Source organism: Nocardioides sp., assembly GCF_044226305.1.
In the GTDB taxonomy this organism is placed as follows: Bacteria; Actinomycetota; Actinomycetes; order Propionibacteriales; family Nocardioidaceae; genus Nocardioides.
In genome coordinates this window covers 143,729-155,681 of the sequence record NZ_JBGAHF010000007.1, presented here as the reverse complement: position 1 = coordinate 155,681, position 11,953 = coordinate 143,729, and the positions used below count along the sequence as shown (strand labels likewise).

The window sequence follows — 11,953 nt, the reverse complement described above, 5'->3', positions numbered from 1 at the left end:
CCGACCGGGAACGACAAGGTGAACAGTGTTCCGGACGATCTAGGGGGACCCGGTGCGCGCTGGAGTGATCGATGTGCTGCCCTGGTTGCGCAGCATCAGACCCGTCCTGACCGTGGTCGACCCGTTGGCGGTCGTCCTCGCCGGCGCGCTCGTCAGCAACCACGCGACCCTGGCCGCGGTCGCCGCCGCCGCGCTGGCCGCGACCGTGGTGTGCCGCGGGGCCGACCTGCACCGCTCGCGCCTGGTGCTCTCGGTCGTCGACGACCTGCCGCGCCTGGGCCTGGCCGCGCTCGTCGCCGGCCTCGTCCTCGGCGCCCTCACCCCGGGGCGGTCCACCGACCAGCTGTGGCTGGTCGTCTTCACCGGCGGCGCGTTCCTGCTCCTGGTGCTGCTCCGCTCGGTCGTGTACGCCGTCGTGCACTCGCGCCGCCGGTCGGGACGCAGCTCCCACCCGGTGGTCGTGGTCGGCGCCGGCGCCGTGGGTCGGCGCCTGGCGACGACCTTCGAGCACCGCCGGGAGTACGGCCTCGAGCCGGTCGGCATCATCGACACCGCGCCCGACCTGACGGCGCGGACCCTGCCCGTCCCGCTCCTGGGCGGGATCGAGGACCTCGAGCGGGTGATGGCCGACCTCGGCGTCGACGACGTCGTGTTCGCCTTCCCCGACCCTCCCGACGACCGCACCATCGACGTGGTGCGGCGCTGCGTGCAGGCCGACCACCAGGTGTTCGTGGTCCCCCGCTTCTTCGAGATGATGGGCGTCGACCACCACCGGCGCACCGAGGTCATCGGTGACGTCGCGGTGATGCGGCTGCGTCGCTGGGGCCTGCGCCCGCACACGCTCCTGCTCAAGCGGCTCCTCGACATCGTGGTCTCGACGGTCGCCCTGGTGCTGCTCGCGCCGGTGCTGGCGGCGTGCGCGCTGGCCGTCCGGCTCGAGACCGGGCCCGGCGTGATCTTCCGCCAGGTGCGGGTCGGCCGCGGCGGCCGGACCTTCACCCTGTTCAAGTTCCGCTCGCTCAAGCCGGTCGACGAGGACGAGTCCGCGACGCAGTGGTCGATCGACCACGACGCCCGGCTCGGCCCGGTGGGCCGGTTCCTGCGGCGCACGAGCCTCGACGAGCTCCCCCAGCTCGTCAACGTGCTGCGTGGCGACATGAGCCTGGTCGGACCCCGCCCCGAGCGACCGTTCTTCGTGCGCGAGTTCGCCCGCACCGAGCTCCGCTACGACGACCGCCACCGGGTGCAGACCGGCCTCACCGGCTACGCCCAGGTCCACGACCTGCGCGGCGACACCGCCATCGACGCCCGGGTGCGCTTCGACAACTACTACATCGAGAACTGGTCGCTCTGGGCGGACATCAAGATCATGGCCCGCACCGTGCGGGCGGTGTTCCGCGGCGAGCCCGCGACCTCGGGGATCGACCTGAGCCCGGGCGCGAACCCGCTGCGCGAGCAGCCGCGGCCGGAGCGCCGTACCCTCCCGCACGGCCGGCCGCACGTGCTGCACGTGTCGGTGCCGACCACGGAGGGCGTCGCCAACGTGCTGCTCGGCTACGTCCGCGACCAGCTGGCCCGGGGCTGGAGCGTCACGGTCGCCTGCCCGGAGCAGGGCTGGCTCGGCCCGGCCGCCCGGAAGGCCGGGGCCGAGGTGCTGGTCTGGGAGGCGACGCGAAGCCCGGGTCCGCGGGTCCTCGGCGAGACCCGGCGGCTGCGCCGGATCGTCGACGCCGTCGACCCCGACGTCGTCCACCTGCACAGCGCCAAGGCCGGCATGGCGGGCCGGCTCGCGGTCCGCGGCCGGCGCCCGACCGTCTTCCAGCCGCACGCGTGGTCCTTCGACGCGGTGCGGGGGCCGGTCCGCGCGGCCAGCATCGTCTGGGAGCGCTGGGCCCAGCGCTGGACCACCGAGCTCGTGTGCGTCAGCCTCAGCGAGCGGCTCGCAGGCGAGCGGCACGGCATCCACGCCCCGGTCACCCTCGCCCTCAACGGCGTCGACCTCGACCGCTTCGAGGTGGCCACGGAGGCCGAGCGGCGCAGCGCGCGCGCCCGGCTCGAGCTGCCCGACGCCCCCACCGTCGTCTGCGTGGGTCGGCTCGCCGAGCAGAAGGGTCAGCACGACCTCCTCGACGCGTGGCCGCAGGTGCTCGACCGGGTCCCGGACGCGCAGCTGGTCCTCATCGGCGACGGTCCCGACCGCGACGGGCTCCAGGCCCGCGGCCGGGAGCTGGACGGCGTGCAGCTGGTGGGCAACCGGCCGGACGTGCGCGACTGGCTCGCCGCCTCCGACGTCGTGGCCGCACCCTCCCGTTGGGAGGGCATGGCGGTCGCGCCGCTCGAGGCGATGGCCGCGGGGCGCAGCGTCGTGGCGACCCGTGTCACGGGGATGGTCGAGAGCATCCCGCGCGGGGCCGGCGCGCTGGTCGCGGTCGGCGACCCCGCCGCGCTCGCCGACGCGGTCGCCCGCCGGCTGGTCGACCGGTCGCTGGCCGCTGCGGAGGGCCGACAGGGCCGGATGCACGTCGAGGCCCACCACGACGCCGACGCCTCCGCCGAGCACGTCGCCCGGGTGACGCTGCGGCGCTACTGGCGCTCGCACGGCCTCGGCGACGCGCTCACCGCGCTCCAGCCGATGGTGACCCGGGTCCCCCGCCCGAGCGCACGGACCGACTCGCCGGCGGCCCCGCCGACCGTCCGCCCGACCGCCCGGCCGACCGCCCGGCCCACGGTGGCGCCGGAGGGTGCCGCCACGGTCGACGCGCTCTGGGCCGCCCCCGCGGACGCCGTCGTCGTCGGCACGGTGGTCGACGCGGACACGCCGTCGTCCCCTGTCGTCCCGCCCGTCCCGCTCCCGCGCACCGACCCCACCCCCTGACCGGCGCCGGCCGTCCCGCCGGCGGCTTCCGCAACGTCATCCGAACCGGTCGCCCGAACAACCAGCACGCATGACGTCCCCGGGCCCCGCCCGCAACGTCATCCGAACCGGTCGCCCCCACGACCAGCACGCATGACGTCCCCCCGGCGCGCCGCCCGCAACGTCATCCGAACCGGTCGCCCCGGCAACCAGCACGTATGACGTCCCGGCGCGCCCGAGCGCCGATGCCCCGGACCCCGCCCCGCCCGAGCGCGGGGCGGTGGCGGGTCAGGACGAGATGCGCTCCGGGCGCTTGGTGACCAGGACGACGCCGAGGAGCCGGACGCCGACCGAGCGGATCCGGGAGATGTGCTGGCGCAGGTCGCGCTGGGCGACCCCGGCCTCGGGCACCGCGAGCAGCACCGACCCGCCGGCGGCCATCACCCGGGCGTCGTCACACTCGTCGAGCGGCGGGGCGAGGACGACGACGATGTCGAACCGGCGCGAGGCCTCCTCCATCACCGTCGAGAAGCGGGTCTCGAGCAGCGTGTCGGAGGGCTCCCCGCCCCACTGGCCCGACGACAGCACGGTGAGGTCGGGCACCGGACCGGGGTTGAGCGCGGAGTCCAGGTCGTCGCCCATCAGGACGTCGTAGAGGCCGACGCCGTCCGAGTCGGCGGCCACCGGCCGCCCCTCCTGGTCCCCGACCCGGCCGTCGACGAGCAGCACCCGCCGGTTGACGCTCGCGAGCGACACGGCGAGGTTCGCCCCGAGCCACACGTGCACGCCGGCGGGGCGCACCCCGGTGACGACGACGAGCGTGACCGGGTCGCTGCTGGCCTCGGCCTCGAGCGCGATCCGCAGCTGGCGGAACACGTCGGCGGCGGTCGTGCCGGGATAGAGCGCCGGCAGCGTCGAGGGGTCGCGCGGCTGGCTCATCTGGGCCAGCACCGGAGCCTCGGCGAGCTGCTCGACCTGCGGCGCACCGACCACGGCCACCCGGCGCTCGCGCAGCAGCGCCCCGCAGACGGCGAGGACGACGGCGAGCAGCGCGCCCACTCCGATGCCGAGCAGCAGGTTGGGGCTGGTGAAGGTCGTCGGCGGCTGGGCCGGGTTGCTCGTCGTGAAGAGGAAGGACCCGTTGCTCGGGTCGTAGACCGGGATCACCTCGGCCGTCGTGTTCGCGATCTCGGCGGCCATGTCCGGGTCGGAGTCGGTGGCCTGGATCTCGACGAGGATGGTCCCCTGCACCCACTGCCCGGTGATCGACGTGCGCAGGTCGTCCACCGAGCGCGGCTCGCTCAGGCGGGTCGCGACCTCCTCGAGGACGTCCTCGGAGTTGGCCAGCTCGCCGATGCTGCCGCGCAGCGAGTCGAGGTCCTCGTCGGTCGGCGTCGCCTGCGGCGACGACGCGGCCGACAGCGTGGCGGTCGCCACGTAGGACTTGGGCGCGAGCCACAGGCCCACCCCGACGGCGACCCCCGTCGTCACCATGATCACGACCACCAGGAGGCGGTGCCGCCAGACGGCACGCCAGACATCCTTCGGTTCCATGCTCCCCCGCTTGCTCGCTCGACAGGCGACGAAGGGTCTCCCCGTCACCAACGTTCCCCGTGTCCCGAGCCACCGTCCTCCGGACAGCGCTGATGAGCGCCACTCCGGTGGACACCCGGACCAACGTCACGATCTCACTTCGGTTACGCCCTTCCTGGACTCCGAGACCTGCTGGAACGCCGTCCGGTACCCCTCGACCATCCGCGCAGACGAGAACCGCCGCTCGACCAGGGCCAGACCGCCGGCCGCCACCCGGGCGCGGCGGGCCGGGTCACCGAGCAGGTCGCGTACGCCGGCAGCGAGTGCCGCCGCGTCACCGGGCTCGACGAGCGCGATGGATCCCGGGTCGAGCTCCCGCAGCCCGCGGAGCCCACCGACGGCGCTGGCCAGCACGGGCACCCCCGCGGCCATCGCCTCGAGCACCGCCATCGGCAGCCCCTCGCGGTCGCTGGGCAGCACGAGCAGGTCGGCCTCCCCGAGCAGGCGGCCGACGTCGTCACGGTCGCCGAGCAGGCTGATCCGCCCGGCGGCCGGCGAGTCGGCGACCCGGCGCTCGAGGTCGGGCCGCTCGGGCCCGTCGCCGGCGACGAGCAGGTGCGCCCGGGGCACCTGCTCCCAGGCCTCGACGAGCAGGTCGACCCGCTTGGGCCGGGCCAGGCGTGCCGCACAGAGGACCAGGGGCCGGTCGACCCCGATCCCCAGCTCGCCGCGCACGGAACCGGCACCGGCAGGCCGGACCGGCGCCGGGACGGCGTTCTCGACGACGACCACCCGCTCGGGGCGGAGGCCGGCCGCCACCAGCCGGTCGCGGACGTCGTCGGACACGGCGACGACCGCGTCGCTGCACCGCTCCAGCACCCGGACCGCCGGCCGGTAGGCATCGTCGGCGAGGCCGTGCACGGTGGTGACCACCGGCGGCCGGCGCCGGCCGAGTCGGGCGGCGTGCACGGCTGCGGTCGCCCGCACGTTGTGGGCGTGGACGACGTCGGGCCGCCAGCTCGTCAACGGACCCCGCAGCCGTCGGGCCGACAGCAGCAGCGCCCGGGCACCGGGGTCGCGCAGGGGAACGAGCGCGACGGGGACGTCGGCAGCCGCCAGCTCGTCGGCGCGCCAGCCGCCGGCGCTGGCGACGAGCACCTCGTCCCCGCTCGCCCGCAGCCGGAGGGCGAGGTCCTGCACGACGGCCTCGGCCCCTCCGGAGCCCATCTCCGCGATCACGGTCAGCACCCGCACCACTCAGCCCTGCCGACTCGCGTCGTAGGTCTCCAGCAGCCGGTCGACGCAGTGGTCGAGCGTGTAGCCGTCCAGGACGCGGCGGCGTGCGGAGGCGCCGAGCCGTACCCGCAGCGCGGGGTCACCGGTGAGCCTCCGGAGCGCGGACCTGAGGGCGTCGGGGTCGTCGGCCGGGCACAGCAGCCCGTCGACCCCGTCGCGGACGACCTCGGGCACGCCGCCGACACGGGTGCTGACGACCGGCAGCCCGCTCGCCATCGCCTCCAGGAGCGCGAGCGGGCAGTTCTCCGCCGCGGAGGTGAGCACGAAGAGGTCGGCCTCCGCGAGGTACGGCGCCGCGTCGGCCACCCGCCCGGTCAGCTCCACCCGCCCGGCCAGGTCGGCACGGCCGGCGCGGTCGGCGACCTCGGCCCGCAGCGGCCCGTCCCCCACCACCTGCAGGTCCAGCCCCGGCACGCCGGCGACCGCGTCGAGCAGGAGGCCGACCCGCTTGACCGGGGCCAGCACCCCGACCCAGACGGCGCGGGGCACCGGCCGGTCGGGACAGGCGGTCTTGTAGCGGTCGGCGTCCACGCCGTTGGGCACCACGTCGACGACGCGTGGCGGCAGCCCGACGTGGTCGACGGCGTACCGGGCCACCGCCGTGCTGGGCACGACGACCCGGCCGCCTCCCCACCGGCTGACCAGTCGCTCCCCGGTGAGGTAGAGGAGCGGGTCGCGGCGGCGGCGCACGGCCGCGCGGGCGTTGCCGGCCACCAGGTCCGAGAGCCCGTCGGGGACGCCGTGCAGGGTGTAGACGACACCGACCCCTGACCGGCGGGCGCGCAGTGCGGGCGCCATCCCGCGTCCCAACCACCCCGCGCGGCGGTCCTGGAGGTGGACGACGTCGGGGCGCAGCGCCCAGAGCCGCCCGGCGACGTCGGTGGCTCCGCGCACGTCACGCTTGGAGGTCACCGGCAGCTCGTGCCAGGTGACCCCGGCCGCGCGGGTGGCGTCGGTCCGGGAGGTCCGAGGACCGACGACGTGGCTGTCGTGGCCCCGGGCGACCAGCGCCGTCGCGACGTCGACGGCGTGGTCGACCGGTCCCCCGGCGTCCTGGGTGATGACCTGGACGACGCGCAGGCCGGTCATCGCGCCCGCCCCCGGTGGCCGACCCCGACCGCCAGGGCTGCGAGCAGCCAGAACGGCAGGTAGTACTGCTCGGTGACGAACGTGGCCGCGAGCGCGGTCCCGACCAGCGCCGCGCACACGGCCGCACCGACGGGGTCGCCGCGTCTCCGCCATCCGCGCCACGCCTCGGCGAAGGCCAGGCCGAGCACGGCGACGAACGCGGCCAGGCCGACGAGCCCGAGCTCGCTGGAGACCTCGAGCCAGGTGTTGTGGGCGACGTCGAGGGGGTGGTTCACGTCGTCGGGCAGGCCGGTCGTGTAGTCCTGGTGCTCGAGGGAGAAGGCCCCCGGGCCCATTCCGATGACCGGGTGCTCGATCGTCATCTGCGCGGCGGCGCTCCACAGGTCGAGCCGCTCGGAGACGTTCTGGTCGGCCACCACGCCCTTCTGCTGGAGGCTCACCGAGACCAGCCCGGGTAGCGTCATGACGACCACGACGACGGCCAGCGAGACCGCCGCCATCAGCCCGGCCAGCACCCGCGCCCGGACCATGCCGGTCACCAGCGCCACGACCAGCATCCCCGCCAGTCCCACGAGGGCGCCGCGCGAGAGGGTGCCGGCGATGCCGACCACCACGACGACCGTGGCGACGTCCCAGAGGCGCCGCTGCGGGCCGGCCCCGCGGACCGCGGGGCCGAGCGCGACCGCCGGGAGGAGGAAGAACGCCAGGTCGTTGGGGTCCCCGATCGGTCCGCCCACGCGCCGGTCGTCGCCGAGCGCGAACGTGGCGATGCCGCACAGGGCGGCTGCCGCACAAGCGGCGACGTAGACCCGGGCCAGCCGCGTCGGGGTCAGCCGGTCACGGAGCGCGTCGGCGAGCACCAGGAGGACGACGAGGAAGCCGACGTACCGGACCACGACGTGCTGGCCCGCGTCCCCGTTGTTGTGGAACGCGGTGGCGAGCGCGATCACCATGGTGAACGCCAGTGCGGCGGCGAGGACCGGGTTCGGGGCGGTCGGTCGCTTGCGTCCCGAGCACCGCCAGATCACCCAGGAGACCGCCAGGACCAGGGCGAGGAGCTTGGTGATCCGCGGCTCGACCTGGCCGAGGTAGTCCTCGAACACCGAGGCCGCGACCACGACCATCGCGGCCCACTCCAGGCGCAGCAGCAGCCCCACGGCCACCCCGGCGGCCACGAGCAGGCCGGCGACCGGCGCCGGTGCCACGCCGGCGGCCAGGCCGAGCAGGACCGCCGCCACCAGCGGCAGCACGACCGTCCAGGGCGAGCGGCGCTGGCCGGGCAGCCGGCGCGACGACCACCGTCGCGGCAGCGCCGGGGAGCCCGGGTCGGTGGGGACGAGGACCTCGCGGTAGCCGCCGAGCAGCCGGCGCTGCGGGCGGTACTCGAGGAGGACCGGCTCGTGCTCGCTCACCACACCGGCCCCCTCCGGCGCCGCCAGGTGTCCAGCGGGCGGAGCACGGTGTAGGCACCGTCGAGCACCAGCCGCAGGTCGACCGGGTCGGTCGGCGCGAACGACCGGCGCAGCGAGAGCCGCGGGGTGCGCGCCGTGTTGAGCCCGCGGTCGACGGTGATGCCGATCCGGTAGCCCGCCTCGGCGGCGACGGCGCGGACGGCGGGGCTCCAGCCGCCGGTCGGGTAGGCCAGCGAGTCGACCTGTCGGCCGAGCAGGTCCTCGATCGCGGCCCGCGACTCCACCAGCTCGCGCTTGACCTCGTCGAGGTCGAGCCCGGGCAGCCACGGGTGGGTCACGGTGTGCGAGCCGATGTCGAGCCCCTCACCGGCGGCGGCGAGCAGCTCGTCGGCCCGGGCCAGCCGGTGCCGGTCGTGGTGCGGCTCGGCGCGGTCCCAGGCGAACCGGCCGTCGCCGGACAGGTAGCCCGACACCACGAACAGCGTCGCCGGCAGGCCGCGCTCGCGCAGGATCGGCCAGGCCGTCTCGACCACGCTCGCGTAGCCGTCGTCGAAGGTCAGGCACACCGCCCGGTCCGGTAGCGTGCCGGCGTCGAGCGCGGCGACCGCCGCCTCCAGGGGCAGCACCGTGGCGCCCCACTCCTCGAGCACGTCGAGGTTGCGGCGGAAGTCGTCGACCCCGGTCGAGAGCCCGTCGCTGCACGGGCCGTCGACCCGGTGCCAGCCGACGATCGTCAGCCCGTGGTCACCGGACAGCCGTCGGCCGGCCGCGGCCACCGGCCGCGCCAGGCCACCGAGCGCGCGCACCGGGGCCCTCATGCCGTCCTCCTCACCAGGCGGGCGGCGTCGCGCAGCCGCTCGCGGTCGACCGCCCACACCGTGGCGAGGTAGGCGGCGAGCCCGGCCGTGCCCACCACGACCAGCGCGGTGACCGACGGCGGGTGCGGGTCGAGCAGCTCGCGGAGCACCAGCACGGTCGCGGTCATCACGAGGGACGCGACTGCGGCCCCCCGCAACGAGAGGACCAGCCGGCGCAGCGAGAAGCCGGGCACGTACAGCCGCGCCAGGACGAGCGCAGCGAGGGACACGACCGTCGCCGCGAGCACCTGTCCCACGGCGACCGCCGTGATCCCGCGGTGCACGACGGCGAGCAGGGTGACGAGGAGGAGCAGCAGGTGCAGCAGCCGCAGCAGCATCGACAGGGCGGGCCGGCCGGCAGCGTTCAGGGCGGTCTGCACGAGCTGGCCGACGCTGAGCAGGACGGCGTAGGCCGCCAGCCAGGCGACGACCGGGACGCCGGGCGACCACTTGTCACCGAGCAGCACGAGGTCGTCGGCGAACAGCGCGAGGCCGAGACAGATGGGCGCGACGAGGGTGAGGGTCGCGGTCATCACCGTCACCGCGGCCCGGCCGAGGTAGGCGCCGCGCTGGCGGCACAGGTACGGGAACGCAGCCCCCGTCGTCACCACGACGATCATCAGGTACGGCATGAACGCGAGGCGGAAGGCCAGCGAGTACTGACCGAGCGCCCCGCCGCCGAGCACCCACGAGATGATCAGGTAGTCGATGTTGAGCTGGACGAGCTCGAGCAGGTTCGCGCCGGCGTACGGTCCGCCGTAGGCCAGCAGTCCGCGGGCGTCCTCGAGGTTCCAGCCCGGCAGGACGGGCGGGTGCACCACCCAGGCCAGCAGCATGGTCAGCACCGCCTGGACGACCTGGCCGACGACCAGCGCCATGACCCCGTGCCCCTCGACCGCCAGCCCCACGGCGACCGTGGCCCCGACGATCGAGGACACGGTGTCGGGGATGATCCGGCGGGCGAAGGCGAGCCGGCGCCGGAGCAGCTCGTTGGTCACCGCCGCGACCGCGAGGCACGGGAGCGTGACCGTCAGCCCCCGGATCACCGCGGGCCCGCCCTGGCCCGAGTTGAGGGCGCCCGCCAGCCACGGCGCGCACACCCAGAGCACAGCGGCCATCAGCCCGCCGATGGCGACGCCGATCGTCACGGCGGTCCGCGCCGCGCGGAACACGTCGCCGCGCCAGTAGACCAGGGCGCTGGCCGTGCCGAGGCTGGTCACGATCGCCGAGATGTTCGCGACCAGGGTGCCCAGGGCGACCAGGCCGAGCGAGGACGGGGCGAGCATCGCCGCGAGGGTCAGCAGCACCACCGTCTGCGATGCCTTGACCACCACGCCGTTCGTCGCGAGCCAGAGCGCGCCGCGGGCGGTCTGCCCGGCCTCGAGGTCCGGCTCTGCGCGGACCTCGGGCTCGGCGTCGGCGGTCCCGCCGTCGAGCCCGCGTGCGACGGCGGCGAGGTGGCGCTCGAGCTCGGTGCGGCCGAGGTCGTGCAGGGAGCGGTTGCGCAGGTAGAGGACCACCGCCGCGAGGGCCAGGGCCCGGCGGTGCTCGACGTCGTGCTCGGCCCAGGCGACGCCGGCGACCTCGACGCCGGCGAGCGGGCTCGGGTCGAGGGCGAGGTCCATCAATGCGGCGCTCACCGGCCGGTCGGTGTCCTCGACGCTCCGCATCGCGTGCAGGAGCAGCCGGTCGAGGCCCTGGGGCGCGTCGTCCGAGGCGTTGTCCCAGTCGATCACCGTCGCGACGGGCCCGTCGAGCAGGACGTTGCCGGGCCAGAGGTCGCCGTGGCACCAGGTGGTCGGCACGGCGTCGTCGAGCAGCGCGAGCCGCTCGGCCCAGCGCTCACGCACCGGCGCCGGTACGACGTGCGCGGCACCGGCCCAGCGGTCGGCCCAGCCGCGGCCGGTGCGCCCGACCACCTGGGCCGAGAGCAGCTCCGCGAGCTCCTCGGCCGCTTCCCAGCGGCGCTCGGTAGCGGGCCACGGCCAGGCCGCCCGCCGGCGGCGCGGACTCCATCGCGTCGCCTGCCACGGGCGCCCGGAGGTGCGGCCACCCGCCACCACGACCGGGAGGTACGGCGCGGCCGCGGGCACGTCGGCCAGCACCCGGGAGGAGGTGTCGACGAGCCGGTCGCCGTCGGTCACCGAGAGCCGGACCGCCAGGTCCCCGTCGTCGGTGCGCACGCGCAGCACGACCTGTCCACCACAGACCAGGCCGACGAGCTGCCCGGTGTGGCCGGTCTCCGCGGCCAGGTCGTCGAGGACGCGGTCGACCAGGGACTCCCCCGGTCCGTCGACCCGGAGCCGGGGCACGGCCGTGCCGCGACCGACCATCAGCCCGAGGCAGCGCCGCAGCCACGGCACCGGCCCGGCCAGCACCTGCACCGGCCAGCCCCGCCGCCACACCAGCTCGGGGTGGTCGAGGGTCGGGTAGATCCGGTACGGGCCGCCGGAGCCGACGGCACCGAGCACACCGCCGGCACCGAGGAGCGCAGCGGCCGAGCCCTCGTCGTACGCGTGGGTGTCGACGACGACCAGACCCGCCGTGGCCGGCGCGAGCGGCGGGCGCTCGCCGTCCCAGCCGACGACCCGGGCACCCGGCGGCCAACCGACCTCGCCGCGCTCGGTCGCGGGGCTGCTGCTGAGCACCACCGCGGCCGGGTAGACGGTCAGCAGGTGCAGGGCGAGGTCGTCGGACACCATGAGGACGACCGGCCCCGGGGGCTCGGGCGGCAGCAGCGCCGTGAACGCCACGAGGCGGTCGCCGACGGTCCAGTGCGGTGCCTCCACGACGCCCGTCCCGGGGCCCCGGCCGGGGCTCGGGTCATGGGTCAGGTGCTCGGTCACCACCGGGCGCCACCGTTTGTCGTGACCGATCCCGGGTAAGGGCTCTGCGGGACCGCTGTTCCGACA

The 11,953-nt window shown here is 75.7% G+C and carries 7 protein-coding genes; 1 reads left to right on the top strand and 6 read right to left on the bottom strand.

The window, feature by feature from the left end:
* Nucleotides 1–52 precede the first annotated feature (52 nt).
* On the top strand, nt 53–2,875 hold the full coding sequence (locus tag ACILQ5_RS09615; RefSeq protein WP_395657771.1) for an exopolysaccharide biosynthesis polyprenyl glycosylphosphotransferase: 2,823 nt from the start codon (nt 53–55) through the stop codon (nt 2,873–2,875).
* A gap of 267 nt (nt 2,876–3,142) precedes the next feature.
* Here ACILQ5_RS09615 and ACILQ5_RS09610 read toward each other — a convergent pair whose 3' ends face one another.
* The 6 genes from ACILQ5_RS09610 to ACILQ5_RS09585 form a co-directional block, all read right to left on the bottom strand.
* Nucleotides 3,143–4,408, bottom strand: coding sequence for a hypothetical protein (locus ACILQ5_RS09610; protein WP_395657770.1), 1,266 nt, complete (start codon nt 4,406–4,408; stop codon nt 3,143–3,145).
* A 126-nt stretch (nt 4,409–4,534) separates the two neighbouring features.
* Nucleotides 4,535–5,635: a glycosyltransferase gene (locus ACILQ5_RS09605; protein WP_395657769.1), complete on the bottom strand. Its 1,101-nt coding sequence runs from the start codon at nt 5,633–5,635 to the stop codon at nt 4,535–4,537.
* A 9-nt stretch (nt 5,636–5,644) separates the two neighbouring features.
* Nucleotides 5,645–6,772 (bottom strand): glycosyltransferase family 4 protein, encoded by a 1,128-nt coding sequence (locus tag ACILQ5_RS09600; RefSeq protein WP_395657768.1) that lies wholly within the window; start codon nt 6,770–6,772, stop codon nt 5,645–5,647.
* Nucleotides 6,769–8,184, bottom strand: coding sequence for an O-antigen ligase family protein (locus tag ACILQ5_RS09595; RefSeq protein WP_395657767.1), 1,416 nt, complete (start codon nt 8,182–8,184; stop codon nt 6,769–6,771). Before ACILQ5_RS09595 ends, ACILQ5_RS09600 begins: the two co-directional genes overlap by 4 nt.
* Nucleotides 8,181–9,002: a polysaccharide deacetylase family protein gene (locus ACILQ5_RS09590; protein ID WP_395657766.1), complete on the bottom strand. Its 822-nt coding sequence runs from the start codon at nt 9,000–9,002 to the stop codon at nt 8,181–8,183. The genes ACILQ5_RS09595 and ACILQ5_RS09590 overlap by 4 nt, the downstream gene beginning before the upstream one ends.
* On the bottom strand, nt 8,999–11,887 hold the full coding sequence (locus tag ACILQ5_RS09585; RefSeq protein WP_395657765.1) for an oligosaccharide flippase family protein: 2,889 nt from the start codon (nt 11,885–11,887) through the stop codon (nt 8,999–9,001). The genes ACILQ5_RS09590 and ACILQ5_RS09585 overlap by 4 nt, the downstream gene beginning before the upstream one ends.
* Nucleotides 11,888–11,953: the final 66 nt, after the last annotated feature.